General features: G+C 66.1%; 28 protein-coding genes, 2 tRNA genes and 2 pseudogenes. 14 read left to right on the forward strand and 18 right to left on the reverse strand.

Annotation, left to right across the window (positions count from 1 at the left end):
• Positions 1 to 5 precede the first annotated feature (5 nt).
• The 5 genes from V2S85_RS06400 (at position 6) to V2S85_RS06420 (ending at position 4,555) form a co-directional block, all read left to right on the forward strand.
• A tRNA-Val gene (locus V2S85_RS06400) sits at positions 6 to 80 on the forward strand.
• 97 nt (positions 81 to 177) lie between these two features.
• Entirely contained in the window at positions 178 to 1,452 is a 1,275-nt protein-coding gene (serS, locus tag V2S85_RS06405) for a serine--tRNA ligase (protein ID WP_330702028.1), read from the forward strand.
• Between the two features lie 177 nt (positions 1,453 to 1,629).
• Positions 1,630 to 2,394 carry a 5'/3'-nucleotidase SurE gene (gene surE / locus V2S85_RS06410; protein ID WP_330702029.1) on the forward strand — a complete coding sequence of 255 codons (765 nt, stop codon included), beginning with the start codon at positions 1,630 to 1,632 and terminating at the stop codon, positions 2,392 to 2,394.
• Entirely contained in the window at positions 2,391 to 3,515 is a 1,125-nt protein-coding gene (locus tag V2S85_RS06415) for a LysM peptidoglycan-binding domain-containing protein (RefSeq protein WP_330702030.1), read from the forward strand. Before surE ends, V2S85_RS06415 begins: the two co-directional genes overlap by 4 nt.
• Entirely contained in the window at positions 3,512 to 4,555 is a 1,044-nt protein-coding gene (locus V2S85_RS06420) for a potassium channel family protein (protein WP_330702031.1), read from the forward strand. The genes V2S85_RS06415 and V2S85_RS06420 overlap by 4 nt, the downstream gene beginning before the upstream one ends.
• Here the strand turns inward: V2S85_RS06420 and V2S85_RS06425 are convergent.
• Positions 4,547 to 4,939, reverse strand: coding sequence for a DUF1761 domain-containing protein (locus V2S85_RS06425; protein WP_330702032.1), 393 nt, complete (start codon positions 4,937 to 4,939; stop codon positions 4,547 to 4,549). The two genes, V2S85_RS06420 and V2S85_RS06425, sit on opposite strands and share 9 nt — an antisense overlap.
• Positions 4,940 to 5,067: 128 nt before the next feature.
• Between V2S85_RS06425 and rimO the strand changes: the two genes are divergently transcribed.
• The 4 genes from rimO (at position 5,068) to V2S85_RS06445 (ending at position 8,954) form a co-directional block, all read left to right on the forward strand.
• Positions 5,068 to 6,447 (forward strand): 30S ribosomal protein S12 methylthiotransferase RimO, encoded by a 1,380-nt coding sequence (gene rimO / locus V2S85_RS06430; RefSeq protein ID WP_008833529.1) that lies wholly within the window; start codon positions 5,068 to 5,070, stop codon positions 6,445 to 6,447.
• A 290-nt stretch (positions 6,448 to 6,737) separates the two neighbouring features.
• A complete protein-coding gene (gene tenA, locus V2S85_RS06435) occupies positions 6,738 to 7,400 on the forward strand; it encodes a thiaminase II (RefSeq protein WP_330702033.1) in 663 nt (220 codons plus the stop codon).
• Between the two features lie 245 nt (positions 7,401 to 7,645).
• Positions 7,646 to 8,407, forward strand: a complete 762-nt coding sequence (locus V2S85_RS06440; RefSeq protein ID WP_330702034.1) for a competence/damage-inducible protein A — start codon at positions 7,646 to 7,648, stop codon at positions 8,405 to 8,407.
• A complete protein-coding gene (locus V2S85_RS06445; RefSeq protein ID WP_330702035.1) occupies positions 8,397 to 8,954 on the forward strand; it encodes a hypothetical protein in 558 nt (185 codons plus the stop codon). Before V2S85_RS06440 ends, V2S85_RS06445 begins: the two co-directional genes overlap by 11 nt.
• A gap of 182 nt (positions 8,955 to 9,136) precedes the next feature.
• On the opposite strand, the gene V2S85_RS06450 is transcribed toward V2S85_RS06445, so the two are convergent.
• The 9 genes from V2S85_RS06450 to V2S85_RS06490 all read right to left on the reverse strand — a co-directional run bounded on the left by V2S85_RS06450 (position 9,137) and on the right by V2S85_RS06490 (position 16,517).
• Positions 9,137 to 9,985: a TauD/TfdA family dioxygenase gene (locus tag V2S85_RS06450; protein WP_330702036.1), complete on the reverse strand. Its 849-nt coding sequence runs from the start codon at positions 9,983 to 9,985 to the stop codon at positions 9,137 to 9,139.
• Positions 9,986 to 10,272: 287 nt separating this feature from the next.
• The gene (gene rplA / locus V2S85_RS06455) at positions 10,273 to 10,971 is read right to left on the reverse strand and encodes a 50S ribosomal protein L1 (RefSeq protein WP_008830815.1); all 699 of its coding nucleotides are present in this window, start codon (positions 10,969 to 10,971) and stop codon (positions 10,273 to 10,275) included.
• 4 nt (positions 10,972 to 10,975) lie between these two features.
• Positions 10,976 to 11,407: a 50S ribosomal protein L11 gene (gene rplK, locus V2S85_RS06460; RefSeq protein WP_330702037.1), complete on the reverse strand. Its 432-nt coding sequence runs from the start codon at positions 11,405 to 11,407 to the stop codon at positions 10,976 to 10,978.
• A 169-nt stretch (positions 11,408 to 11,576) separates the two neighbouring features.
• Entirely contained in the window at positions 11,577 to 12,653 is a 1,077-nt protein-coding gene (locus V2S85_RS06465) for an acyltransferase (protein WP_330702038.1), read from the reverse strand.
• Complete coding sequence (locus tag V2S85_RS06470) at positions 12,650 to 13,633, reverse strand: acyltransferase (RefSeq protein ID WP_330702039.1); 984 nt, start codon at positions 13,631 to 13,633, stop codon at positions 12,650 to 12,652. Before V2S85_RS06470 ends, V2S85_RS06465 begins: the two co-directional genes overlap by 4 nt.
• A 130-nt stretch (positions 13,634 to 13,763) precedes the next feature.
• Positions 13,764 to 14,300, reverse strand: a complete 537-nt coding sequence (gene nusG / locus V2S85_RS06475) for a transcription termination/antitermination protein NusG (protein WP_330702040.1) — start codon at positions 14,298 to 14,300, stop codon at positions 13,764 to 13,766.
• 29 nt (positions 14,301 to 14,329) lie between these two features.
• On the reverse strand, positions 14,330 to 14,524 hold the full coding sequence (gene secE, locus V2S85_RS06480; protein ID WP_330702041.1) for a preprotein translocase subunit SecE: 195 nt from the start codon (positions 14,522 to 14,524) through the stop codon (positions 14,330 to 14,332).
• Positions 14,525 to 14,650: 126 nt separating this feature from the next.
• A complete protein-coding gene (locus tag V2S85_RS06485; protein ID WP_330702042.1) occupies positions 14,651 to 16,192 on the reverse strand; it encodes a hypothetical protein in 1,542 nt (513 codons plus the stop codon).
• A gap of 249 nt (positions 16,193 to 16,441) precedes the next feature.
• A tRNA-Trp gene (locus V2S85_RS06490) sits at positions 16,442 to 16,517 on the reverse strand.
• A gap of 113 nt (positions 16,518 to 16,630) precedes the next feature.
• Between V2S85_RS06490 and aat the strand changes: the two genes are divergently transcribed.
• The gene (gene aat, locus V2S85_RS06495; protein WP_330702043.1) at positions 16,631 to 17,491 is read left to right on the forward strand and encodes a leucyl/phenylalanyl-tRNA--protein transferase; all 861 of its coding nucleotides are present in this window, start codon (positions 16,631 to 16,633) and stop codon (positions 17,489 to 17,491) included.
• A gap of 35 nt (positions 17,492 to 17,526) precedes the next feature.
• Here aat and V2S85_RS06500 read toward each other — a convergent pair.
• A pseudogene (locus tag V2S85_RS06500) lies at positions 17,527 to 18,057 on the reverse strand (DUF2155 domain-containing protein); the annotation flags it as partial.
• Positions 17,951 to 18,358: an NADH:ubiquinone oxidoreductase subunit NDUFA12 gene (locus V2S85_RS06505; protein WP_008830824.1), complete on the reverse strand. Its 408-nt coding sequence runs from the start codon at positions 18,356 to 18,358 to the stop codon at positions 17,951 to 17,953. The gene V2S85_RS06505 and the pseudogene V2S85_RS06500, both read right to left, overlap by 107 nt.
• Before the next feature lie 213 nt (positions 18,359 to 18,571).
• Between V2S85_RS06505 and V2S85_RS06510 the strand changes: the two genes are divergently transcribed.
• The gene (locus V2S85_RS06510; RefSeq protein ID WP_330702044.1) at positions 18,572 to 19,651 is read left to right on the forward strand and encodes a hypothetical protein; all 1,080 of its coding nucleotides are present in this window, start codon (positions 18,572 to 18,574) and stop codon (positions 19,649 to 19,651) included.
• Between the two features lie 250 nt (positions 19,652 to 19,901).
• On the opposite strand, the gene V2S85_RS06515 is transcribed toward V2S85_RS06510, so the two are convergent.
• Together V2S85_RS06515 and V2S85_RS06520 are read right to left on the reverse strand one after the other, a co-directional pair.
• Complete coding sequence (locus V2S85_RS06515; RefSeq protein WP_330702045.1) at positions 19,902 to 20,420, reverse strand: DUF192 domain-containing protein; 519 nt, start codon at positions 20,418 to 20,420, stop codon at positions 19,902 to 19,904.
• A complete protein-coding gene (locus V2S85_RS06520; protein ID WP_330702046.1) occupies positions 20,421 to 20,981 on the reverse strand; it encodes a regulatory protein RecX in 561 nt (186 codons plus the stop codon). It lies immediately after the preceding gene.
• 149 nt (positions 20,982 to 21,130) lie between these two features.
• On the opposite strand from V2S85_RS06520, the gene V2S85_RS06525 reads away from it, so the two are divergent.
• The 3 genes from V2S85_RS06525 (at position 21,131) to V2S85_RS06535 (ending at position 24,052) form a co-directional block, all read left to right on the forward strand.
• Complete coding sequence (locus tag V2S85_RS06525; protein WP_330702047.1) at positions 21,131 to 22,891, forward strand: fatty acyl-AMP ligase; 1,761 nt, start codon at positions 21,131 to 21,133, stop codon at positions 22,889 to 22,891.
• Between the two features lie 128 nt (positions 22,892 to 23,019).
• Positions 23,020 to 23,553: a hypothetical protein gene (locus V2S85_RS06530; RefSeq protein WP_330702048.1), complete on the forward strand. Its 534-nt coding sequence runs from the start codon at positions 23,020 to 23,022 to the stop codon at positions 23,551 to 23,553.
• A gap of 13 nt (positions 23,554 to 23,566) precedes the next feature.
• Positions 23,567 to 24,052, forward strand: a complete 486-nt coding sequence (locus V2S85_RS06535; RefSeq protein ID WP_330702049.1) for a DUF421 domain-containing protein — start codon at positions 23,567 to 23,569, stop codon at positions 24,050 to 24,052.
• Here the strand turns inward: V2S85_RS06535 and V2S85_RS06540 are convergent.
• The 4 genes and pseudogenes from V2S85_RS06540 to V2S85_RS27245 all read right to left on the reverse strand — a co-directional run.
• The gene (locus V2S85_RS06540) at positions 24,025 to 25,278 is read right to left on the reverse strand and encodes an MFS transporter (protein ID WP_330702050.1); all 1,254 of its coding nucleotides are present in this window, start codon (positions 25,276 to 25,278) and stop codon (positions 24,025 to 24,027) included. The genes V2S85_RS06535 and V2S85_RS06540 overlap by 28 nt on opposite strands.
• A 67-nt stretch (positions 25,279 to 25,345) precedes the next feature.
• Positions 25,346 to 25,786, reverse strand: a complete 441-nt coding sequence (locus V2S85_RS06545; RefSeq protein ID WP_330702051.1) for a DUF2721 domain-containing protein — start codon at positions 25,784 to 25,786, stop codon at positions 25,346 to 25,348.
• Positions 25,787 to 25,804: 18 nt separating this feature from the next.
• Positions 25,805 to 26,626 carry a class I mannose-6-phosphate isomerase gene (locus tag V2S85_RS06550; RefSeq protein WP_330702052.1) on the reverse strand — a complete coding sequence of 274 codons (822 nt, stop codon included), beginning with the start codon at positions 26,624 to 26,626 and terminating at the stop codon, positions 25,805 to 25,807.
• Positions 26,627 to 26,636: 10 nt separating this feature from the next.
• Positions 26,637 to 26,763 (reverse strand): annotated as a pseudogene (locus V2S85_RS27245) (mannose-1-phosphate guanylyltransferase); the annotation flags it as partial.

The following is a 26,763-nucleotide window of genomic DNA, read 5'->3' on the forward strand; positions in this document are numbered from 1 at the left end:
GGAGCGGGCGCGTAGCTCAGCGGTAGAGCACACCCTTCACACGGGTGGGGTCACAGGTTCAATCCCTGTCGCGCCCACCATCCTTCGGGATGGTAGCGGTTTTTTCCTCGACATCGGTGGCATTTCGGTTCGGGCGTCTTGCGGGCGCAACGCCTGCGCGGCATAGGCGCTGGCACTATGCACGACATCCGCCAGATCCGCGAAAACCCCGAAGCCTTCGACGCCGGCCTTGCTCGCCGGGGCGTGGCGCCCGTTGCCGCCAGCCTCGTCGCCCTCGACGAGCAGCGCCGCGCCGTCGCCACCCGCATGCAGGAGGGGCAGAACCGCCGCAACGAAGCCTCCAAGGCGATCGGCAAGGCCATGGGCTCGGGCGACACCGCCACGGCCGAGGCGCTGAAGGCCGAAGTCGCCACGCTGAAGGACACCCTCCCCGCGCTCGAGGCCGAGGAGAAGGAACTGTCCGCGCAGTTGCAGGACGCGCTGGCAAGCCTGCCCAACATCCCCGTCGCCGAAGTACCGGACGGCGAGGACGAGGCGCAGAACGTCGAAGTCTTGCGCTGGGGCACGCCGCGCGAATTCGCCTTCACGCCTAGGGAGCACGCCGACCTCGGCCCGGCGCTCGGCCTCGATTTCGAGACGGGCGCCAAGCTCTCGGGCGCGCGCTTCACCTTCCTCAAGGGCCAGATGGCGCGACTGCACCGTGCGCTGGCGCAGTTCATGCTGGACACGCAGACCGCGACCAACGGCTACATGGAATGCGCCGTGCCGCTGCTGGTCAAGGACGAGGCCGTCTACGGCACTGGTCAATTGCCCAAGTTTTCCGAAGACCTGTTCAGGACGACGGACGGCCGCTGGCTCATCCCCACCGCCGAAGTCTCGCTGACCAACGCGGTCGCCGGCGAAATCCTGACCCCCGACACACTGCCCCTGCGCATGACCGCCCTCACCCCCTGCTTCCGCTCGGAAGCAGGCGCGGCCGGGCGTGACACGCGCGGGTTCATCCGCCAGCACCAGTTCGAGAAAGTCGAACTCGTCACCATCGCCAGGCCCGAAGAGAGCGCGGCCGAGCACGAGCGCATGGTCAAGGCGGCCGAGGGTATCCTCGAGGCGCTCGGCCTGCCGTATCGCAAGGTTCTGCTGTGCGCGGGCGACATGGGCGCGACCGCGAGGCTGACTTACGACCTCGAAGTCTGGCTGCCGGGTCAGGCCGCTTACCGCGAGATCAGCTCGATCTCGAACTGCGGCGACTATCAGGCCCGGCGAATGAACGCGCGCTACAAGCCCGAGGGCTCGAAGAAGACCGAGTTCGTCCACACGCTCAACGGCTCGGGCCTCGCGGTTGGCCGCACCCTCGTCGCGGTTCTGGAGAACTACCAGCAGGAAGACGGCTCGGTGCGGGTGCCCGAGGCGCTCAAGCCCTGGATGGGCGGGATCGAGACGCTGGAGGCCTGAAACCGCCGGATGATGAATTTTCCCGTCACCCTGAACTTGTTTCAGGGTCCATCGTGCCGCATGCTCCAAGGCCGAACCGGGTAAACCGCCGGAGCAGCGCGGACAATCAACGCGTCGGTCAAAGCTGCCAAATGGACCCTGAAACAAGTTCAGGGTGACGAAGGAAAACATCAACACGTGCGCATTCTCCTCACCAACGACGACGGCATCAACGCTCCCGGCCTCTATGTGCTGGAGAAGATCGCCGCGCAGTTTTCGGACGACATCTGGATCTGCGCGCCCAGTGAGGAGCAGTCGGGCGCGGGCCATTCGCTGACGCTGACGCGCCCGGTGAGGCTGCGCCAGCACGCCGAAAAGCGCTTCTCGGTCACCGGCACGCCGACCGATGCAGTGACGCTGGGCCTCAAGAAGGCGCTGCCCGGCCCGCCCGACCTGATCCTGTCGGGCGTCAATCGCGGCGCCAACCTGGGCGACGACGTGACGTATTCGGGCACCGTATCGGCCGCGCTCGAAGGGGCGCTGGCGGGTATCCGCTCGATCGCACTGAGCCAGGTTCCGGTGCGCGAGGATCTGGGCGACGGCGTCGACTTTTCCGCCGCCGAGGAATGGGGCGCGAAAGTGCTGCGCCCGCTGATCGACCAGCCTTTCGCCCCGCGCACGCTGGTGAACGTCAATTTCCCGCCGCTGCTGGGCAAGGACGTCAAGGGCATCCGCGTGGTGCGCCAGGGCTTCCACGACTACGCGCGCGGCTCGGTTGTGGAAGGCCGCGATCCGCGTGGTTTCCCGTACTACTGGTTCGGGCTACACGGGATCGAACATACGCCCGGTCATGCGACCGACCTGGAGGCGATCGCGGAGGGCTACGTTTCGGTGACGCCGCTGCATCTCGACCTGACTCACGACGCTTCGCTCCAAGCCCTGTCGGAGCGCTTCGGCCAGTGAAGCGGGCGCTTCTTCTTGCCGCGGCGCTGGCCTCGACGCCCGCTCTAGCCGCGCCCGCGCAGGACGAGACGGTCCACGTCGTCGCCTCGGGCGAGACGCTGAACGGCATCGCCAACCGCGCCGGCGTAACGGCTAGCGCGATCGTCAAGGCCAATGCGCTCAAGGAACCCTACGTCGTCCGCATCGGCCAGAAGCTGACGATCCCGAGGTCGCAGGCCGCGCCGTCGGCACCGGGCAAGGCGGCGCAGGACCGCAACGTCGCTGCCAAGGCGGCCAACTCGGCGGTTCCAGCGGCGAAGCAGGTAGCCAAGGCCGCCCGCGTGATCGAGGCGCGCACCCCGGCCGCTCCCGGCGCCCCGGAATACGAGACCGAGCACCGCGTCGGCGAAGGCGAGACGCTGGGCGGCATCGCCGCGCGCGCCAAAGTGCCGCGCGTGCTGATCGCCGAGGCCAACGGCCTGCAACCGCCGTTCAACGTGCGTGTCGGCCAGACACTCAGGATTCCGCGCACCGGGCGCCATGTGGTGAAGTCGGGCGAGACCGGCTTCTCGATCTCCATGGACACCGCGGTGCCCTGGGAAAACATCGCGCTCGCCAACAATCTCGACCCGGCGGCGCCGGTCAAGGTGGGGCAGAACCTGCTGATCCCGACGATCATCGATCCGCCGAAGACATTGGCGCCTGCCCCTGCGACTGCCCCCGCCCCTGCCAATGCCACTGGCGCCAAGGCCGCCGCGCCGAAGGCCGCACGCTTCGCCTGGCCGCTCTCGGGTACCGTGCGGCGCGGCTACTCCGACGGCGCCGACTACCACGACGGCATCGACATTCCCGCTGCCAAGGGCACCATGGTGCGCGCCTCCGCCGCCGGTATCGTCAAATTCGCGGGCAACGAGAAAGCCCAGTTCGGCAACCTTGTCGTGCTCGACCACGGCGACGGCTGGTACACCGCCTATGGCTTCCTCAGCCGCGTGACGGTCAAGGAAGGCGCCAGGGTGGCGCAGGGAGAGCGCGTCGGCCTCGTCGGCGACACCGGGCTTGCCAAGGGCGACGAACTGCACTTCGAGCTCCGCCGCGACGGTCAGCCCGTCGATCCGCTGGGCGAGCTGCCCAAGGCGCCGTGACGGTGCGGCGCCCGCCGGCGGCCCTCACCCGTCCGTTGCGACGCGCGGTGGACCTGCCGGTCTGGGCGGACCTGGCCTTGCGGCTCGGCGGCGCCTTCGCGCTCGTCATGTTCGTGGTGCTGATCCACTGGATCGACCGCGACGGCCTGAAGGACACGCACGACGGGACCGTCAGCTTCCTCGACGTGTTCTACTTCACCATGATCTCGATCACCACGACCGGCTTCGGCGACATCGCGCCGGTCAGCGACAAGTCGAGGCTGATCGAGGCGGTGATCGTCACCCCGATCCGCTTCGCCGTGATCTTCATCTTCGTGGGCACCGCCTACAACTACTTCATCAAGCATAGCTGGGAGAGCTGGCGCATGAAGCGCATCCAGGAGCGCCTGTCCGACCATATCGTCGTCCTGGGCTACGGCGTCAGCGGGTCCGAGGCGGTCGAGGAACTGATCGCGCGCGGCACCGACGCCGCCTGCATCGTCGTCGTCGATCCCTCGAACACGCGGCTCAAGCTGGCGGAGAAAGTCGGCTGCAACGTGCTCGAAGGCGACGCCACCCGCGACGAGACGCTGGCGGCGGTGCGCATCGACCTCGCCCGCACGATCCTTGTCTCGGCCGGGCGCGACGACACCACGATCCTGATCGTCCTCACCGCGCGCCACCTCGCTCCCGGCATCCCGATCACCGCCGTGATCCGGGCGGAGGACAATGAACTGCTGGCCCGGCAAGCCGGCGCCGACAACGTCATCAACCCGGTGCGCTTCACCGGCCTGCTGCTGGCAGGCTCGGCCGAGGGCCAGCACATCGCCGAATACATGTCCGACCTCGCCTCGGTAGGCGGGCGCGTGCAACTGGTGGAGCGCCCCGTCTCGCCCGAGGAGATCGGTCACTCGCTCGACGACATAAATACCGGCAAGGGCGTGCGCATCTACCGCGGCAAGCGCTGCTACGGCTTCTGGGAGCCTGAGGCGCACAAGCTGGAAGCGGGCGACATCGTCGTCGAGGTCGCCCCCACCGTCAACCGCGAAGGCCTAGCCTAGCAGCCAGAACACCAGGCCCATCGCCAGGTAAGCGACCAGCCAGAACGCGCAATCGGTCACCCGGCGCATCGGCTCGGTGCGCCCCCGCGAATGGGTCAACCACACGGCAGGCATGACGAAGGCGATGGCGAGCCCGCCGCTCTGCATGAAATAGAGCCATGGCTTCACCGCGAGGGTCTCTGCCCCGATCCGTGCAAGAGCATGGCCCAGCATCGCCGCACTGATGAGGAAGACGATGGCCATGGTGATATGGCCGCCGGCCCGCTCGGAACTGCCGGGAACGATCTGGCGTCCGTCGCGGAACAGGACCGTGTTCCACACGATACCCACCGCCACCGCGAGCGCTGCGGCCAGCACCACTGCCAGCCAATTCACCGGACCCATAGCCTTGTCTCCTCAATCCGGGCCCTGTCTTGCAGGCTACGTACACTTGTGCAAGTTTTGCGAATCACCCGCAAAATTCGTTTCTCGTGACTCGGGCGCGATTTGCGGGTATCGGGCGCGCCAATCCCATGGCTATCGAACTCCCCTCCCCGCCGAAAGTCGGCATGGTCAGCCTCGGCTGCCCGAAAGCGCTCGTCGATTCAGAGCGCATCCTCACCCGCCTGCGCGCGGACGGCTACGACATGAGCCCGGACTATTCCGGCGCCGACGTCGTGCTCGTCAACACCTGCGGCTTCCTCGATTCCGCGAAGGAAGAAAGCCTTGCCGCCATCGGCGAGGCGATCGCCGAGAACGGCCGTGTCATCGTGACCGGCTGCATGGGCAACGAGGCGGAAGCGATCCGCGCCAAGTTCCCGCAAGTCCTCGCGGTGACCGGTGCACATCAGTACGAGGCGGTCGTCGAGGCGGTGCACGAGGCGGCCCCGCCCGAACTCTCGCCCTACCTCGACCTGATCCCGCAGGCCTACGACGACGCCGGCGTCAAGCTGACGCCGCGCCACTACGGCTACCTCAAGATCTCCGAGGGCTGCAACCACGCCTGCTCGTTCTGCATCATCCCCAGCTTGCGCGGAAAGCTGGCCAGCCGCCGCATCGACGCGGTGCTGCGCGAAGCGGAGAAGCTGGTGCAGGCCGGGACGCGCGAACTGCTCGTCATCAGCCAGGACACTTCGGCCTACGGCGTCGACGTGCGCCACGAGGAACGCATGTGGAAGGACCACGCGGTCCGCACCCACATGACCGACCTTGCCCGCGAACTCGGCGGCCTGAAGGATGCGCAGGGCCGCAAGCCGTGGGTGCGCCTGCACTACGTCTACCCCTACCCGCACGTCGACAACGTCATCCCGCTGATGGCCGAAGGGCTGATCACGCCCTACCTCGACATCCCGTTCCAGCACGCGGCGCCGTCGGTGCTCAAGGCGATGAAGCGCCCGGCGAACGAAGCCAAGGTGCTCGACCGCATCCACAAGTGGCGCGAAATTTGCCCGGATATCGCGATCCGCTCCAGCTTCGTCGTCGGCTTCCCCGGCGAGACCGAGGCGGACTTCCAGTACCTGCTCGACTGGCTCGACGAAGCCCAGCTCGACCGCGTCGGCGCCTTCCGCTTCGAACCGGTCGAGGGGGCCTCGGCGAACCACCTGCCCGATCCGGTGCCGGAAGAGGTCAAGGAAGAGCGCTACCAGCGGATCATGGAAAAGACCGCCGCGATCAGCGCCGCGAAGCTCGCCGCCAAGGTCGGCCGCGTGCTGCCCGTCATCATCGACGAAGTGGGCGAGGCGGACGAAGACGGTGATGTCGGCGCAACCGGCCGCTCGCAAGCGGACGCTCCCGAGATCGACGGAAACGTCTTCCTGCGCGACGCTGGTGGGCTGCAAGTCGGTGATATCGTTGAAGTTCTCGTCGAAGATGCGGACGAGCACGACCTCTATGGGGCCGTTTTGCAAAGTTGACGCTCAGCGCACAGAGGGCGATCGTTGCAAGACATGCAACTTATGTAATGGTTTTCGCGTTTGCGGGAATCACCCTCCGAAAGCATATGGGGAGTGCCTTTCAGGCATCCTCTCCCAAAACTTCTACAGGGCTGGTCTTCGGACCGGCCCTTTCTTTTTGCCTGCGTTCCGCGCCGCGAGGCATGACCCCCCGGCACTTTCGTCATTGCGATCCCAGCGACGAAGATGGTCATTCGCAATCGATCCTGCTTTAAGCGCGCCCGACTTTCGCATCCGAGGGAACTTCGCGCATGAGCTTTTGCCAAACGGTATGGGAAGACGTCGCACCGCTGCGCCGGGCGATCCTCGATCACCCCTTCCTGAACGAACTGGCCGCCGGAACGCTCGCGCCCGAAAGTTTCCGGCATTACATCGTGCAGGACAGCCTCTACCTCGCCGAGTATTCCCGCGCCCTCGCTCTCGCCGCGGCGCGCGCACCGACCGCGAGCGGCCGCCTCGAATTCTCCGACGGAGCCAAAGTCGCCGTGCAGGTCGAGGAAGCGTTGCACCAGGCATTCTTCGCCCAGTTCGGCGTCACCGCCGAGATCGCGGCGGCGAGCGAGCCGACGCCCGCATGCCTCGGCTACACCAGCTACCTGTCCGCACTGGCCGCGACGCGCAGCTATGAGGAACTGATCGCGGGCATCCTCCCGTGCTTCTGGGTCTACTGGGAGGTCGGCTGCGACGTGAAGCCGCGCGCCGCCTCGCCCAATCCCTATGCCGCCTGGATCGACACGTACGCCGCGCCCGCGTTCGGCGAAGCGACCGACCGCGTCCGCGCCCTGGTCGATGAAGCCGCGCAAAACGCCACGGCGGCGACCCGCGCGGCCATGGCCACCGCCTTCCGCAATGCAACACGCTTCGAATGGATGTTCTGGGATTCCGCCTATCATCGCGCAATCTGGCCGATCTGACGCGCAACCGCACAAAACCACGGTTTCCCACGATACATGCTTCAAGTTGCATTCCTTGCAACTTTGCTCAATCTTTTCGCATTTGCAGCAAAGCGCGATTCCGAACATAAGGAACTCGCCTTTCAGGCATCCTCTCCCAAAACTTCTACAGGGCTGGTCTTCGGACCGGCCCTTTCTTTTTGCGCCCGCGAGCAGATTTGCGAGCCCCCTAGCCCCGCGCGCCCATTTGCCCTAGCGATACCGCCATGGCTTCCCAGCAGCGAATCTTCACCGCCGCCCTCGTCGTCATCGGCGACGAAATCCTCTCGGGCCGCACGCACGACAAGAACATCGCCCAGGTCGCCACCTGGCTGCAGATCCAGGGTATCCGCCTGAAGGAAGTGCGCGTCGTCGCCGACGAGACGCCGTCCATCGTCGAGGCGGTGAACACCCTGCGCGCGCGCAACGACTACTGCTTCACCACCGGCGGCATCGGCCCCACGCATGACGACATCACCGTGGACGCCATCGCCGAGGCGCTGGGCGTGCCGGTCATCGTCCATCCCGAAGCCCGCGCGATCCTGGAAGAATACTACACAACGCGCGGCGGCCTCACCGATGCACGCCTGCGCATGGCGCGCACGCCGGACGGTGCCAGCCTGATCCCCAATCGCTACACCGGCGCGCCGGGCATCCGCTGCGGCAACGTGTTCATCATGGCCGGCGTGCCCAGCATCACCGCAGGCATGCTCGACGCGCTCTCCGGCCAGCTTGAGGGCGGCGCGCCGTTGCTGTCCGAGACAGTCGGGTGCTGGGTGGGCGAAAGCGAAGTGGCCGAACTGCTGCGCGAAACCGAAAAGACGTTCGAGACCTGCCAGATCGGCTCCTACCCGTTCTGGGGCGAAGGGCGCACCGGCGCGAACTTCGTGATCCGTTCGGTCAGCGCCGAGGATCTCGCCGCCTGCACCCGCGCGCTCGTCGAAGGACTGGCGGCGATGGGCCGCCCGGCGGTCCCCGGTGGCATTTGAGCTTGCGGCGCCTGCTGCGGTCATGGCCGTGATGGCTTCCGCGACTTCGCCTGCAATGCCCGCCGCCACGCTGGAACAGTTCGAGACGGTCCTGCGCCGCCACGACAGCGCAACCTTGGCGCTGGAGGAGTGGTGCGGCATGCGCGGCGTCACCGATCCGCGGATCACCGCGCAGACGCTGGCCACCGGCGGCGAGGCTCCTCCCGCAGCGATGCGCGAGCATCTCCGGCTGGCGGACGGCGAGACGTTCGCCTTGCGCAATGTGCGCCTGAGCTGCGGCGGCACGGTGCTTTCGGTCGCGTGGAACTGGTACGTCCCGGCACGGCTGACGCCCGCGATGAACGAGGCTCTGCGCGTGACGAATACGCCGTTCGGCAAAGTCGTCGCCCCGCTCGGGTTCAAGCGGCGTCCGCTCGCGACGGTGGCGGGACCGGCGGAGAATTGCCCGGCGGACACGATCTCGACGCATCAGGCGATGCTGGTCCTGCCCGACGGACGCCCGCTGGCTTACCTTGTCGAGTGCTACACGGCGGCCAACCTGCGCTGATCGTCGGCGGGGGCTTCGACAAGCTCAGCTGCGACCCTTCGACAAGCTCAGGGTGAGCGGAGTTAGTGTAATGCCCTATCAATCCCGCTCAGGCTGAGCTTGTCGAAGCCCCCGCATCCCACGCGGCTCTATGGAGCCGTTCACCGCCAGCGGTCCCGGATCAAGTCCGAGACGACGTAACGTTACGCCGCGACCGCCTCGGTCCCGGCGATCGAGGTGCGGTGCATCATGCGCCCGGTCGATTTGTCGTAGGGGATCGCCCGGTGCATCGCGCCGGTGTTGTCCCAGATCACGAAATCGCCCTTGGTCCACTTGTGCCGCAGCGAGAACGCGGGCTGCGCCGCCCATTCCTGCAGGCGGATCAGCATGGCGCGGCCCGCCGGTACTTCCATGCCGACGATGTGGTCCGCCGTGGTGCCGATGACCATCGACTTGCGCCCCGATTCGTGCGTCCACACCAGCGGATGCTCTTTGATCAGGCCGATGCCGAGCACCTTCTCGCGGTGCTTTTCCGGGATGGCATCGGCGATCGGCGAGAGGCTCGCGCGCACCGAATGCACCGCTTTCAGCCCCTCGAGCGCCTGCTTCTCCTCTTCGGGAAGGCCCTCGTAAGCGGCATACGTGCTGGCGAACTCGGTCTCGCCGCCCTTGTCGGGCGCGATGCGGCAGGACAGCAGCGTCGCGAAGGGCGGCGGCATGTCCACGGTGATGCCGTCCATGTGCCAGAAGAAAGTGCCCAGCACGTATTCGGGCTGCGGGTTGATCTTCTCGTCCAGCGTGACCTGGTAGACGTCCTGATCGTTGCTCTGCACGTTGTTGCGCGCCGTCAAGCGGATCTTCTCGCCCATCGCCTCGGTGATGGCGAGCTGCTCCTGGTCGGTGAGGCTCGCCTGCGGGAACACCACAACGGTGCGCTCCTCCACCTTGGCGCGAATCGCTGCGGCAGCCTCGGGCGTGAACAAGTCGGCGCGGTCGTCCCAGAGCACGCGCGAACCGATGAATTCCTTGATGTCTTCGAAACGGATAGCCATCTGGCCGTCTCTCCCGGCGTTATGCTGAACATATGTACAGCACGCCAATACACCCGATCGCGGCGAGCGTAAACGGGGCGGAGAACACACCGCCGGGGCGGGCTTCGACAAGCTCAGCCTGAGCAGGCGTGGGGAACGGGGGCATGGGGCTAACGCGACATATCACGAACCCCGCTCACCCTGAGCTTGTCGAAGGGTCGCGACCGAGCCCGCCAATGGGACACAAACGAAAAGGGCCGGGAGGTTTCCCTCCCGGCCCTTCAAGTCCGTAAACGTCAGCGCTGAAATCAGGCGCCGGCGATCTCGGTGGTGTCGATCTTGAGGCCCGGGCCCATCGAGGACGAGAGCGAGATCTTGCGGACGTATTTGCCCTTGGCGCCCGAGGGCTTCGCCTTGACGATGGCGTCCACGAAAGCCGAGAAGTTGGTCTTCAGATCGGCGTCCGAGAACGACATCTTGCCGATGCCGGCGTGGATGATGCCCTGCTTCTCGACGCGGAACTCGATCTGGCCGCCCTTGGCGTCCTTCACGGCCTGCGTCACGTTCGGGGTGACCGTGCCCAGCTTCGGGTTCGGCATCAGGCCCTTGGGGCCCAGCAGCTTGCCGAGACGGCCGACGACGCCCATCATGTCCGGGGTGGCGATGACGCGGTCGTAGTCGAGGTTGCCGGCCTGCATGTCTTCCATGAGGTCTTCGGCGCCAACCTTGTCGGCACCGGCGGCGAGAGCCTCGGCAGCCTTGTCACCCTTGGCGAACACGGCGACGCGAACGGTCTTGCCGGTGCCTGCGGGCAGCGAAACCATGCCGCGGACCATCTGGTCGGCGTGGCGGGGATCGACGCCCAGGTTCATCGCGACTTCGATGGTCTCGTCGAACTTGGTGGCCTTGACGTCACGCAGGGTCTGCAGCGCTTCGTCAACGCCGTAGAGCTTCATGTTGTCGCCGAGCTTGGCTGCGAGAGCCTTCTGGTTCTTGGTCTGCTTCATGGGTTCAGCCCTCCACCACTTCGAGGCCCATCGCGCGAGCGGAGCCTGCAATGATCTTCGTCGCGGCATCAATGTCGTTGGCATTGAGGTCGGCCATCTTGACCTGGGCGATCTCGGCCAGCTGCGACATCTTGATCTTTCCGGCGGAAATCTTGCCCGGCTCCTTCGAGCCCGACTTCAGACCGGCGGCTTTCTTGATGAGGAAGGTGGCAGGCGGCGTCTTCGTGACGAAGGTGAAGCTGCGGTCGGCGTAGACGGTGATGATGGTCGGGATCGGCATGCCGTTCTCGAGTTCCTGCGTGGCGGCATTGAACGCCTTGCAGAATTCCATGATGTTCACGCCGCGCTGACCCAGAGCCGGACCGATCGGCGGCGACGGGTTGGCCTTGCCTGCAGGAACCTGCAGCTTGATGTAACCGGTAATCTTCTTGGCCATGGGGCCGCTCCTTTTCACACTGTCGCACCGGTTTCCCGAGGCTCATGTCTAGCGGTTTTGGCGGGGCGCCGTGTGATCAGCACCCCTCCCGCAGGGAATCGGGCACGGCAAGGCCATGTCCGAAGGGGGCGCCCCTATAGGAAAAGCGCAGGAAAGGAAAGAGCCCGTTTCAGGCGGCGACGCCGTCCGGCAGCGCGGCTTTGCGGCGGCGGCGCCAGGCACCGCGAATGGCACCGCGCGCCGGCACTTCGAGACGGCGATAGGCCAGGTCGCTCAGCACCAGTACCACTCCCGCAAATCCGGCCAGCATGGCGCTTGCCACCCATCCACTGGTGGTACTCTCGATCTGCGGGATACAGACAAGCAGCAGCGGGAAATGGACGAGATAGATCGAATAGCTGCGATCCCCCAGCCACAGCAGCGGACGGCTTGCCAGCAGCGGCAGGCGAAGTGCCAGGCACACTGCGGCGGGCCACGCCAGCAGGCACAGCGGCAACAGCGGCGAGAAGCGCCCCGCGTCGAGCGTCAGGCCGATCGCGACCAGCACGGCCAGGATCGCGGCGGGCACGCGGGCAACAGGCTCACGGCAGCGCCACAGCACCTGGCCCAGGAAAAAGCCCAGAGGTCCGCGTGGAATACAGTCCGCGATCCATGGCCCGCCCGGCCGCGCGAGCAGGACAAGGTAGAAGACCGGCACGAGAATGGCGGCGGCGGTGACCCAGCGCAGCGTTCGCTCACCGCTGACCGTCCCCAGCGCGAACAGCGCGTAGCATGCCAGTTCGACCGAGATCGACCAGCTCGGCCCGTTGAAGGTATGACCCAGCGGCTCGACGAAGGCCTGCAGCATGAACAGATGCGCGACCAGCGCGTACCAGGTGTTCTCGGGCGCGCCGAAAAACAGCAGGACGCAGACGGCGAAGGTCGCCAGGTGCAACGGGTAGAGCCTTGCCACGCGTGCCACGGCGAATTCCGCCAGTCCCGCGCGATCGAGCCGCCGCTCCCGCAGATAGACGTGCGCGAAGATGAAGCCGGAGATCAGGAAGAACAAGTCGACGAAGCTCCAACCCCAGTCGCGCATCCAGACGATCGGCGCGGGCGCCCGCGCCATTACGGCGGGGTGAAGTTCGAGCAGCGGGTGGTAGAGGAACGCGACGCCGCAAGCGGCTATGCCGCGCAGGCCATCAAGCGCGGTGATGCGCGTAGCTTTGCCTGCGGTTCCCGCCGCGCGGTCAGGTTGGGTTGTCATGCCTGCACCTGCCTGGTCCTCATATGCCCCCCAGGACGGGGGGAACGGTGAAGCCGCCGTGCGCGGTCCGATATCGCCCATGCCAGTACGCCAGCGCCGAACCCGCCGACCAGCTGCCATTGCCAGCCGAAACCGAAGGCCTGCAAGCTCACCAGCGCAGGGGCGTGCGCGGCATAGAGCGGAAAGGACAAGGCCCCTGCACTGCGCGCCAGACGGCTCCCCTGCCCATTGTCCAGCCCGCCCGCGATCAGCAACGGACAGAGGACGAGAACGAAGACCAGGTCAGAAACGCCCCGCCCTGCAGGAAGCAGCGATGCCAGAGCGATGAACACCGGCATCGCCCCCCAGGTGAAGGCGGCTCCGATTCGGAACGGGGGCCTGTCGCGCCAGCTGCGATACAGCACGATGCCCGCCCCGTAGGACACCAATGTGCGCAAGGCCACCGCCGTCCAGCCGGTCTGGCCGTTCATGACGCCGATGCTGCCGTCCCGGACCACGAACAGCGCCAGCCCTGCGAAAAGCAATGCCACCAGCAGCATCAGACGAGGCGTTGCAAGGCGCGCCAGGACGGTCGCATGCGTGAAATTGGCGAACAGTTCGGCGCCGATCGACCATACCGGCAGGCTCAACAGGAATGGAAAGGCCAGGCAGGCCGCAACGTAGACCGGATTGACGCTCGCGGGCTGGAGCATGACCCAGGGCAGGCCGAAGAAACCGCACAGGAAGACGGTCGGGCACAGCCGCCGCAGTCGTACCACGATAAACGCCCGGCTGCCGGCCCGTCTCGCGCCGTGATCCTTATGCGGGGCGAGATGACCCGCCTCGTAGCTGCGCGCCATCACATAGCCGCTGAGCATGAAAAAGAAATCGACGCCCAGGTAGGCGCAGCTGCCCACTCTCGGAAATACGTGCGTCAGCAACACGCAGAGGGCGGCGATGCCGCGCAAACCATCCAGCCCGTCCAGTCGCACCCTGTTCATGCGCTTTTCATGACGGCAAGTGGTTAATTATCGCTCACCTTGCCAAGAAAAATGCCCCGCAGGCGAGCACCTGCGGGGCATTACATTCTTGTCGATGGGCGGCCGGAGCCGCTTCAACTGGGCGAATGATTTACTTGCTGAGTTCGACGTGCTCGAATTCCAGCTCCACCGGGGTAGCGCGGCCGAAGATCGAGACCGCGACCTTGACCCGGCTCTTTTCGAAGTCGAGTTCCTCGACGATGCCGTTGAAGCTCGCGAACGGACCGTCGAGCACCTTGACCGAATCGCCGATCTCGTAATCGATCGAGACGGTCTTGCGCGGGGCGGCAGCGGCGGCTTCGGCGGCACCGAAGTAGCGCGACGCCTCGGCCTCGCTGATCGCCTGCGGCTTGTTGTTCGCGCCGAGGAAGCCGGTGACCTTCGGGGTGTTCTTGATGAGGTGGTAGACGTCGTCGTTCAGCGTCAGCTTGGCGAGGACATAGCCCGGCATGGTCTTGCGCTCGGTCTGGACCTTCTTGCCGCGCTTCACCTCGGTGACGGTTTCCGAAGGAACCTGCACGTCCTCGACGAGCTGGGAAAGGCCGATACGCTCGGCCTCGGTGATGATGGCTTCCTTAACCTTGCTCTCGAAACCGGAGTAGGCGTGGATGATGTACCAGCGGGCCATGTGTTTCTCTTTGTCCTGAATTCTGGCGATCAAAGGGCGTTCAGCAGCGTGCTGACGATCCAGCCGAACAGCGCGTCGATGCCCAGGAAGAACACCGCCAGCAGCACCGTCATCAGGCCGACGAAGATCGCGGTCGTGACCGTCTCCTGGCGCGAGGGCCAGTGGATCTTGCGCGTTTCCGCCTGAACCTGGCGCATGAATTCGCCGGGGGTGATCTTGGCCATCTTACGTCGCTCTCTTTTGTCCCGCACGGGGCGGGGAATTGCGTGTCTTCCGCCTAGGGGTCATCGCCGCCCCGGCCGAGGCCGGGAGGGGCTGATGAAGTCCGCCTGTCGGGAGGAGACGGGGATTTAGCTTCCGTCGCCCGGATTTGCAAGGTCCACCGAGTCCGGCAGGCGCGCAAGGAACGAGTTGGGGGTCGCATAGACGATCCGCGACCCGTCCGGGATCGCCACCGGGGCCTTCGTACCGATGTACCAGAGGTAGTCGGCATGGCGCGCGGGCTTGAACTTGCGCAAGTCGATGCGCTGGCTGTCCCCGTAGAGGATGCGCTGCGTCGGATCGTTGAAGCGATAGCGCGTCTCGCGCATCGCAAGCATGTGGACGTCAGGCAGCGCGAAGTTGGAATTCTCCATCGAACTGCGCCGCACCACCGCATAGCTGCCGAAGTGCTCGAAGGGCCCGAAGAACCACTGGCGGCGCGGAATCGCCACTGCCGTCGCCACGCGCGAGCCCTCCGGCACATAGGCGAGCGCGCCGATCAGCTGGCGCGCGGTCTGGGCATCCTCGTACCAGGTCACCGTCGTCACCGCGATCCGCGCGGTGAACAGCAGCCCCGCCAGCGCGAGGCCCCAGCGCCGTACCGGCCAGTCGATCGCCAGGCAGGCGACCAGCAGCGCGGCGGTGCTCAGGCGATAGTCGGCATAGTCGCCGCCGAAGATCTGGCGCGGCACCGCCAGCGTCAGCACGAACAGGATCAGCGCCGCCCAGCCGACGCGGCCGTCGAAGCGGCGCAGCGCCAGCGCCGCCGCCACCACCGCGAGCACCACGCACAAGCTGGCGATGTCGAAGGTCTGGTCGTAGCTGCGCATCGCCCCGTAGAGGATCTGCCACTTGTACTCGAGCACCCCCCAGCGGCCGTAGGACACCTTGGAGTTGGCCCCCATGCCCAGCAGCATCGGCAGGATCGGGAAGACCAGAGACCACGGCTTGAGGAACGGCCGCCAGTCGCGCCATCCGCTGCGCTTCGACCATTCGTAGCCGAAGATCAGCACGCCCATCACGCCCCAGCCCGAAACGTGGCACAGCCAGACGACGAAGCTGGCCGGAATCATCACCGCCCAGCGCCAACGCCAATTCTCCAGCCGCACCCAGGCCGCCAGCACGAACAGCGCGAAAGCGATAGACAGCGAGTAATTGAGGAAGCCCATCAGGAACGAAGGCGACCAGATCATCGCGAAAGCCAGGATGGCGCCGGCGCCGATCCGTTTGCGGAGGCTCCATTCCACCGCCATGATCGCCATGCCGGTGAGGAACGGGATCATCGCGACGATGAACCGCCCCGCGGCTTCCAGCCCCATGATCGCGGTCAACGGCACCATCAGCAGTTCGGCGCCGAGATTGCCGGTCCATTCCCACTTGAACAGGAAGTAACGGGTCAGAAACGGGTCGTGGCCATGGTCGAGCATGACCTTGAACCCCGCGAGGTGCGAGGGATAGTCGGTCATCTGCGGCGCCCAGGCGACGATCGCCGGCAGCATCGCGAGCAGCGAAAGCACGATGCCCATCCACAGGGCCTCGTGGCGCGTGCGCCGATATGTGTCGCTGACGTAAGTATCGCTGGCAGGGGCCGCGTCGGCCTCTACGGCGTCAGGATGCGCGCTGGCGTGCATGTATGACTGTATCTTCCCGCTTGTAGCCCGAATCGGCGAACGGGCTCTCCTAGAGCAACTCGGCCGACAATTGAACGTCGTGGCCCGACCATGGTGCTTTCGACAAGCTCCGCCGGAGCAGAGTTGTGGGCATCACACTTCCCCCGCTCACCCGAGAGCTTGTCGAAGCATCATGACGCAACGCACATTTCGTGCGCCCGACATCCGGCTCTCCCCGAAGGGACGATTATCGCGATCTTGGGAAAATGCTGGCAGGAGTGGAGGGACTCGAACCCACGGCCCTCGGTTTTGGAGACCGATGCTCTACCAACTGAGCTACACTCCTGCGGGCTCGGGGGCCTCTAATGAAGGACGTGCAGGATGGCAAGCGGCGATTGTGAAACGGCGAAACGATTATCCCGATTCGCGCTCGTTATCCCCATCTGCTAGGACAGCGGCGTGCACGCGCCCCGCTCGACCCCGATCATCGAACCCGAACTGCTGATGCTCGCCTATCGCAGCGGCATCTTCCCGATGTCGGACGCGCGCGACGACCCGGAGATCTTCTGGATCGAGCCGCGCCTGCGCGCGATCCTGCCGCTCGAAGGCCTGCGCGTATCCTCCTCGCTCGCCCGTACGCTGAAGCGCGGACGCTTCGAGGTGACGTGCAACCGCGCCTTCTCGCAGGTCATGGACGAATGTGCGGCACCTCGCCGTGCCCGAGCCAGCGGCGATGCCAGTGACGATAGCGGCAGCGACGATGGCGGCAATGACGATGGCGGCAGCTGGATCAGCCACCGCATCCAGGCGAGCTACGAGAACCTGCATTTTCTCGGCCACGCGCATTCGATCGAGGTCTGGCGCGAGGGCGAACTGGTCGGCGGGCTCTACGGCGTCGGGTTCGACCGGGTGTTCTGCGGCGAATCGATGTTCTCGCGGGCAAGCGATTCGTCGAAGGTGGCGCTGTGCTGGCTGGTGGCGGCGCTGCGGCGGGGCGGCACCACCCTGCTCGACTGCCAGTTCATGACCTCGCACCTCGCCTCGCTGGGCGCGGTGGAAATGCCCCAGAAGAAGTACCTGGCGCTGCTGCAGGCCGCGCAATCCGGCCAGCCGACGGCAGTTCACTGCTCGACGGCGGGCTCCTCGACCGGCTCGGGATCGGCGACCGTGGGCGACGCGCTGGGACTGGCCGATGCGGCCGGAGCGGGCGTGCTTTCGCTGCCCGAGGCATTCGCCGCCCTGCTCGGCGACGCGAAGTCCTGCGGGCTCGCTTCCTCGCCCGGGAAGCTCATTGCGCAGCTCTTGACCCAGACGTCGTAGACCGGGTGCTCGACCACGTTGGCGCCGGGGTTGTTCTTGAACAGCCAGCCGGAGAACACCTTGTTCCAGGCCAGCTTTTCCGCCGTGGTCTTGCGCTGCTCGACGAAGACCTGAACGAAGGCGCCCTCTTCCTGGGGCTTTTCCCAGGGCAGCGTCTTCTCGCAGGTCGCGACCTTGACCACGAGATTGCCGATGCGACGCGATTCGCCCGGCTTCATCACCAGAACCTGCGTCAGGTTGTTGCGCTTGTTGAGCACGCCCAGGGTGACCACGCGGTCCTTGTTGGGCGTGCCGATCTGCTGGCCCTTGGCCGCCTGCGCCGGACCGGCCTGCATCCCGGCAATGGCATCGGGGACGCTGGTATCCTGCGCGTCAGGCGCCGGCTCACCACCGCAAGCCGCCAGGACCGACAGCAGGGAAAGCGCTGCCAGGTCTTGGAAACGAATCACGCGTGAGCCCTCAGGCTTCCGGCGACCAGGCTTCGTAGTCGCCGGTGGCGGCGGCGCGGCGCCCGCCACGCTCCAGCGCGCCCTGCGGGCGGTAGGCGGTCGCGGTGCCGGTGGCATTGGGGGTGTAATCGACTTCCCAGATGCGCGGGGCCGGCAGGTGACTTTCGGGCACGCCGTCATAGGAGTGGTGCAGCCAGCCGTGCCATTCGGCGGGGACGTTGCTGGCGTCGTTGGCGCCGGCATAGATCACCCAGCGGCGATCCCAGCCCTCGGTCGTCTTCACTTTCGCGTTCTTGGAACGATAGTACTTGTTCCCCTGCGCGTCGGTGCCGACATGCTCGCCATTGCGCGAGCTCCAGAGCGAGGTGCCGATGGTGGCGCCGTCCCACCAGGTGAAGATCTTGGACAGGATTCCCATGAGCCGCGCACTAGCCCCGATCGCCCCCCGAAGGCAAGGGCATTACGCCGGGAAAGGCCGCCATTATGGCGCAAGACTTTGCCGATGAGCACCATTGCCGAGGTATCGCCCGCTGGACAGCGCCAGCGATGCAAGGCAATCTATGCTGCAACACAGCAAGCCGGGCCGCACGGGATCAAGCTAAAGGGACATTCAGCCTAAAGGGGGAATCGCATGCGCCGGGTCATTGCCGCTTTCCTTTGCCTGCTCGCTCTTTTCCCGCCGCCAGCGCTGGCCGATCCTCCGCCACTGCCGCATCTCGGCACGCAGATGGAACGCACGTCGGTTTCCGGGCTGTCGTCAGGCGCATTCATGGCGGTGCAGTATGCCGTGGCCTTCTCGCAGAGCACGATCGGCGCGGGGATCGTCGCCGGCGGCCCTTATGGCTGTGCGGCCTACGGCGCGCCTTACGCCGGAGGCTGGACCGCAACGCAGCGCGCCTTCGCCTGCATGAAGGGCCAGGGTGTCACCGACCTTCCCATGGCGGCCCGCTATCGCGACCTCGGGCTGATAGACCCTCTGGACAACATCGCCCGCCAGCGCATCTACCTGTTCCACGGCACCGCCGACGGCGTGGTGGCGACGGCCGCGATGGACGCCGTCGCCGCGTTCTACCGGGACCACAAGGTGTCGCGCACCAGCCTGCTCTACGTGAAGTCGGTGCGCGCCGGGCACGCCTTCCTGTCCGACGATCTCGGCGATGGCTGCCTCGCCAAAACGACCTCGCCCTACATCAGCAAATGCCGGAAGGACGGCACTCTCTACGACCAGCCGCAGGCTATCCTGCGCCACATCTTCGGCAGTCTGAACGCGAAGGCCGCCGCGCTCTCCAGCGCACCCGAACCGTTCGACCAGCGTCCGTTCCGCACCGGCCAGTCAAGCCTCGACGATACCGGCTACCTCTACGTGCCCGCCCCGTGCCGCGATGCGCAGGCGCATTGCCCGGTCCATGTGGTCTTTCACGGCTGCCAGCAAGGCGCGCGGGGCAACCCCAAGGTTGCCGGTTCGGTCGGTGTAGGGGATGCGGTCTATGGCCGGCTCGGCTTCAACGAATGGGCTGACACCAACCGCATCGTCATGCTTTATCCGCAAGTCATCGCCAGCGTCGCCGCGCCAGTCAATCCGATGGGGTGCTGGGACTGGTGGGGATACGACGGCCAGATGAAGAACTTCTTCGCCACCTTCCCCACCCGCGAAGGCACACAGGTTGCCGCGATCCACAAGATGCTGGAACAACTGGCCCTGTCGATGTGAGCCCGCCGGTACCAATTCGCCAAGACTGAACGTCGCCCTCCCCCCGAAAGTGCGACCCGCTTGGGCTAATACATATTTGTGGCGGCGGGAATCCATCTCCCGGTCCGACCGGATGCGCCGCCATCAGCTGAATCCCGCGCCTTCGTGGGAATGACGAGGTGTTTTGGGACAATCACGATTCCGCGGCGACAAAGACCTGCGCCGCAGCATCGGACTGCCTGCCCCCGCCGGCAAGCGCGCGATCAGATCATCACCACGAAACCTTGTCGCCCGCCTTGAGGCCGAGTTGCGCTGCGCGGCCGCCGTTCAGCTCCAGCACGCCCGAGGTCACACCGTCGGAAGGCAGCGGCGTCTCGTCATACGGCACCGCGTTCGCGGCGATGTTGAGGATGCGGTGGTCGGTACCGATGAAGATGATGTCGAGTGGAATCACGGTGTTGCGCATCCAGAAGGCGGCGCGGCGCGGCGGATCGTTGGGGAAGATCATCCCCTCGTCCGCGCCCATCTCGGATCGGAACATCAGTCCGTGCTCCTGCTCCTTGAAGGTCGTGGCCACTTCCACCCGGAAGGTGTGAAGCCCGTTCGCCGACTTCACCGTGAGATCCTTGACCGGCAAGCCCGAAATGGGATGCACCGCCGGCTGCGAGGACGATGCCCCAGTGGTTCCCTTGGCCGTCGCTCCCTTGGCCGTCGCCTCCTGTCCGCCTTGCGAGCACGCGGCGAACGCCAGCAGCAGGGAAATAGCGAAAGTCGAGCGGGTCAGGCGCATTCAATAGTCTCCGAATTCCGACTCGCACCATTCCTCAAGCGCGTCGGCATCCTCGCTCTCGACGATCCGGCGCGCGATGTCGAGCGGGTGCCCCGCCCGCAGCATCGCGGCGAGTTGCTTGTCCCGCACCTTCGGGTCGTCCGCAAGCTGGAGGGCGAAAGGCCCGAAGCGCCGGCGCCGCGCCAGCACCAGCGCGGCCCGGCGCTGCGCCGCCGCGCCGGGCCGGGTCTCGGCGCGCATCGCCTCGTCCACGCCGGCCTGCCCCAGCGCCTCACCCACCCGGCGCGCGCCGTAGCCGCGCCGCAACAGGCTGCCCGCCTTCATCCGCGCCCACGAGGCATCGTCGACGTAGCCCTTCTGCGCATAACGCTCGACCAGTGCATCGATATCGGGCGCCGCTTCCTCCGACCAGCCGCGCTCCTTCAGCTTGCGCTGCAGATAACCGCGCAACCTGGCTTGCGTCGTGGCGAAACGCGCGACATAGGCCAGCGCCAATTCCTCCAGACGGGATGGGGTCAGGGGTCGTGGCCCAGTTTGTGGATTGCGACGCTTGTCCGACATGCTGCCCTATTCGTGCCACACTCAGGCAGGATTGGGGAGAGCGCGTGAGACCGTCTGGGACGCAACACAGCTACCTCCGGTTCAGATTGGACCGGATAGAAGCGCCGGTCTCGCGAGAGTAACGGTATAACTACAACGGGTTAGATCATATGGCCGACACCATCGAACTGGTGCCGAATACGGGGCAGGCACTTATCCCCACCCCCAACGAGGATGCGCTGCCGCGCATTTTCGCCGATTTCGCCACTTTTGGCGACGCCCTGGACTATGCCGCCACAGGCAAACGCGGGTTCAATTTCCACGATCCACGCGGCACGCTCACGCGCGTCTACCCCTTCTCGGCGCTGCGTGAAGACGCGCTCAAGGTCGCTTATGCGCTGATCGCGCGCGGCGTGAAGAAGGACGATCGCATCGCCCTCATCGCCGAGACCGGCACGGACTTCGCGGCGCTGTTCTGCGGCGCAGTCTATGCGGGCGCCTGGCCTGTACCGCTTCCCCTGCCGACCAGCTTCGGCGGCAAGGACAACTACATCGACCAGCTCGGCGTCCAGCTCGCCAGTTCGGACCCGGTCCTGCTGGTCGGCCCGGACGAGATCGCCGCGATGACCGTCGCAGCCGCGGAACGCCAGGGCTGCGCGCATGCCACCTGGGCCGATTTCGCGGTGAAGGATGCGCCCGAAGTCGCGCTGCCCGAGGCCGACCCGGACGATATCTGCTACCTGCAGTATTCCTCGGGCTCCACCCGCTTCCCCCACGGCGTCGCGGTGACGCACCGTTCGTTGCTGTCGAACCTCGCCAGCCACGCGCACGGTATGGATTTCCAGGAAAGCGACCGCTGCATCTCGTGGCTGCCGTGGTATCACGACATGGGCCTCGTCGGCTGCTTCCTGTCGATGATAGCCAACCAGGTTTCGACCGATTACCTCAAGACCGAGGATTTCGCGCGTCGTCCGCTGGCATGGCTGGACCTCATCACCCGCAACAAGGGCACGTCGGCCTCGTTCTCGCCGACGTTCGGCTATGACATCTGTGCCCGCCGCATCTCCAGCCAGAGCCCGGTGAGCGACCGCTTCGACCTGTCGCGCTGGCGTCTCGCCGGCAACGGTGCCGACATGATCCGCCCGGACGTGATGCAGAGCTTCGTCAACGCCTTTGCCGATGCCGGCTTCAAGGCATCGGCCTTCCTGCCCAGCTACGGCCTCGCCGAAGCGACGCTGGCGGTGACCATCATGCCGCCGGGCGAAGGCATCCGCGTCGAACTGGTCGAGGAAGAGCGCCTCTCGGGCGCGCCGCGCGATCTCAACCGCCCGGCCCGCTACCGCGCCATCGTCAACTGCGGCAAGGCCGTGCGCGACATGGAAGTGGTGATCCGCGGCGAGGACGGCAGTACGCTCGGCGACCACAAGATCGGCAAGGTCTGGTGCCGTGGCACCTCGGTGATGCATTCCTACTTCCGCGATCCCGAAGCCACCGCCGCATGTCTCGTCGATGGCTGGCTGGATACCGGCGACATGGGCTACATGACCGACGGCTACCTGTTCATCGTCGGCCGCGCCAAGGACATGATCATCATCAACGGCAAGAACCACTGGCCGCAGGACATCGAGTGGGCGGTGGAACAGCTTCCGGGCTTCAACCATGGCGACATCGCGGCGTTCTCGGTGGAGATGGACAATGGCGAGGAAACCCCCGCCGTGCTCGTCCACTGCCGCGTCTCCGATCCGGTCAAGCGCGTGGAACTGCGCGACCTGATCCGCGACAAGGTGCGTTCGATCACCGGCATGAACTGCGTGGTCGAACTGGTGCCGCCCAAGAGCCTGCCGCGCACCAGCTCGGGCAAGCTCAGCCGCGCCAAGGCCAAGAAGCTGTACCTCTCGGGCGAGATCGAGCCGTTCAAGCTGGCGGCCTGATCTTCCTTTACTGAAAACCCATAGAGAGCGGGGCGTCGAAAGGCGCCCCGTTTTTTTGTCCTCCCCGCATACGGTGGACAGGGAAGATCTTGGGAACCGCAACCCCTCGCGCGGATTTCTCATCCGCCATGCCTGCCGACGCACCGTCCCCAGCCCCTTACGGCATCGATCCGCTCCACTGCGCGGTGCCCACTTTCGCGCGGTGGCGCACGCCGATCGCAGCCGCAGTGTTCGTCGTTGTCCTTGGCAGCGCCCTCGTCGGCTGGCTGGGCGGCGGACCGCCGGACGTGACCGAATATCGCGCGCGCCAGGCCACGGCGACGCTCGAATACGAGCCGGTCCTGCGCAGCGGAAACTGGTTCGAAACCGTGCTCGACGTCACTCCCCGGCGTGACGTAGCGGATCTCGTGGTCGCGGTGGACGAACCGCTCTGGCGCGGCATGAGCATCGACACCCTCGCCCCCGACGCCGAAAGCGCCGAGGCGCTCGGCGGCCGCTACAGCTACCACTTCGGCAAAGTGAAGGCGGGCGAACCCTTCCGCGTCAAGTTCGACGGCCAGATCCAGCCGCGCGCGCTGCGCACGCTCGCGGGATTCATGCATATCGAGGACGGCAAGCATCCCCTCCTCGCGATCCCGCTGAAAGTCACGGTGCTGCCATGAACGAGGTCGCCTGATGGAAATCGTGATCCGCGCCTCGGTGATGTTCGTACTGGTCTATGTCCTGCTGCGGCTGATGGGGAAGCGCGAACTGGGGCAGATGGCCCCGTTCGAACTCGTCTCGCTGATCGTCACCGGCGACCTCATCCAGCAAGGCGTGACGCACCAGGACTTCTCGCTGACCGGGGCGATGCTGGCGATCTTCACCTTTGCCGCCTGGAGCTTCGCGATGGGCCTCGTCGCGCATCGCTTCCCCAAGGCGCGCCGGGTGCTGGAAAGCCGGCCGGTGGTGCTGGTGCGCGACGGCCGGCTGCTGAAAAGCAATCTCGACGAGGAGCGCATCGACGACGCCGAACTGGCGATCGAGATGCGGCTCGCGGGGATTTCCAGCCTGCGCCAGATCGCCTGGGCCATCCTCGAGCCGGAAGGAAAGATCAGCTTCATCCGCCAGGATGATTCCGGCCCCGACCCGCGCTATGGAGCCGAGGCCGAGACGGCCTGATCCTGTTCCTCATCCCATCGCGGCATCGGCGGTAGAGCGAGCAGCAAGGCGCCGCCCAGAACGCATCCGGCAGCACCCACCCACAGGAACGGCTCGTAGCCGCCCGAGACATCGTAGACCTTCCCGGCGATCCATGGGCCCAGCCCCGAGGCCAGTGCGACCAGAGCCGACATCGCGCCATAGATCATTCCGAAATTGCGCATGCCCGCATAGCCTGCGGTGAGATAGGCCGTGATCTGCGTCTTGGAGCCCGCCGCGTAGCCATTGATGACCAGCGCCGCGATCAGTGCCGGCATGGAATCGAGGAAACGAACCAGCACCACGAACGTCACCGCCGTCACGCCCATCGTCAGGCTGCCGGTCCAGTTCGGCCGGAACCGGTCGAGCAAGGCACCCGTCACCAGCTTGCCGACGATGCCGGCGACACCGCCGAGCGACAGCAGCCAGGCGGCTTCGGTCCGCGCCACGCCCGCCTCGGTCAGGATCGGGAACAGGTGGATGCCCAGGCCGATGGTCATTGTCATCACCACGAACGAGGACAGCGCCACTTGCGCCAGCGCCAGGCTGCGCAGCGCCTCGCGTTTGCGCAGGCCGGGCAGCGCGGGGCGCGGGGCGGGTGCTTTCCCGAAAGCCCTGGGGACATGCGCATCGCTCAGGAACAGCCAGCACAGCAGCAGCGTCACCCCGCCCCAGCCCAGCGCGAACCAGACGTAGGCGGCGCGCCAGCCGAAGCTTTCGATCAGGAAATTGCCGAGCGGCGGCACCAGCGTCTGCGCGATCGCCGGACCGGTGACCGCCAGCCCCAGCGCAAGCCCCCTGCCCTTGCTGAAAGTGCCCGCTACGGCGGTCGTCCAGATCGTCGACTTGATGGAGGTCAGGATCAGCCCGAAGACGATCCACATCACCACCCACTGCGTGCGCGAGCCGCTGGCGAACGCGAACATGGAGGTCGCCGCCATCGTCGCGACGACGCCCGGCAGCCCCAGCCGCCGCGATCCGAAGCGGTCGATCGCCGCGCCGTAGAACGGCGAGAGCAGTGCCGTCACCGCCGTCGCGATCGCCGGCCCCATCGACAGCGTCGCCCGGTCCCAGCCGAACTCCCGCTCCAGCGGCGCGATGAACAGTCCCGTCGCCGAAATCAGCACCGAGAAGAACGAGAACCCCGCCATGGCCGCGACGACCACCGGCCAGCCCCTTTTCCATTCCTGCGCCGTGCCTGTCGCCATCTGTCCGCTCTCCCCGGCACGAACCTAGGGCAAAGCGCATAAACTCCAACCGCCGGTGCGATGACCTTCAGATCTCGCGGTCGAGTTCCAGGTAATCGCTCGGTATCCGCAGCGCGTCGGCCGCGACCTGGGTCTCGCGCAGGAACAGCACCAGTGCGAACAGCAGCAGCACGATCGCGGCGAGGAACGTCACGGCCGCCGCCGCATGCCAGTCGAGCCCGCCAAGACCGGACAGGAACAGCACCGCCACGGTCACGCCGATCGCCAAGGCCGAAAGCACCATGTAGCGCACCGCATGGGTAATCAGCGTCATCCGGCGATGGACGAGCCGCAGTTCGCTCACGATCATGTCGTGCTCCACCCCCGATGTCGTCCCGTGCCGCTCCTGCAGGATGCGCGCGCGATCGACCACGCGGCCGAGGCGGGTGGAGAGGATGTTGAGGATATTGCCGATGGCCACCAGCACGAAGACCGGGGTCAAGGCAAGCTGAATGGTCTGGACGATCATGTCGTCTTTCATGCAACGTTACGCGGCGGCTGCACAGGCCCTGGCGATCAGGCAGACGCCGTTATCCGCAAACCGGACGTCGTCGAAGCGCGTCGCGACGGCGCAGCCGCCGGGCGCCACGACCTCGCCCGCGATCGTCACCTCGCCTTCGCGGGGGATCACCAGCAGCGCCGCGGGATAGCGCAGCGCCGTCTCGGGCGCGGGGATTCCCGCAACCTGGTCGAGCATGAACAGCGGCCCGTCGACCAGCACCTGCGAGCCGTGGGCGGGCACGCGCTTGTGCCACTTTTCCAAGGAATAGGGCTCGCCATGCGAGATCGCCATGCCCTCTTCCAGATGGAGTTCGCGCGGGCGGCCGTAGTCGTAGAGGCGATAGGTGATGTCGCTGTTCTGCTGGACCTCGATCAGGCTGACCCCCGCGCCGATCGCATGGACGGTGTTGGCCGGAATGTAGAAGAAATCGCCCGGTACGATGTCATGCCAGGTCATCAGCTTCTCGATCGAACCGTCGAGCGCGGCGGCGCGCATGGCATCCTCGCCGATCTCCTCGTCGAAGCCGATCGCGAGTTGCGCGCCGGGTTCGGTGGCGACGATGAGCCAGCATTCCTCCTTGCCCTGCCGCCCGATGCCCTTGGCTATCGTCTGGGCATCGGAAGGGTGCACCTGCACCGACAGCGCCTCGCTGGTGAAGATGTACTTGGCCAGCAGTTCGGGCAGCACGGCGTTCGGCTCGAACCAGATCTCGCCGATGCGTTCGCCCTCGGGCGCCTGGAACGGCGCCGGCAGGACGTCCATGCCCCAGACCTTCTCGACCTGACGGATGGGAAGGATCGCGCTCATCCCTCAGGCCTCACTGGTTCCTGGCGCCGGCGAGATTGCCGACTTTCTGCACGCCTGCGGTGGTGGTGATCATGATGTCGTCGCCATCGATGACGACGATCACGTCCTCCAGCCCGATCACCGAGACGCGCGGCCCG

The sequence above is a fragment of the Novosphingobium resinovorum genome (genome assembly GCF_036352595.1).
Classification (GTDB): Bacteria; Pseudomonadota; Alphaproteobacteria; order Sphingomonadales; family Sphingomonadaceae; genus Novosphingobium; species Novosphingobium resinovorum_B.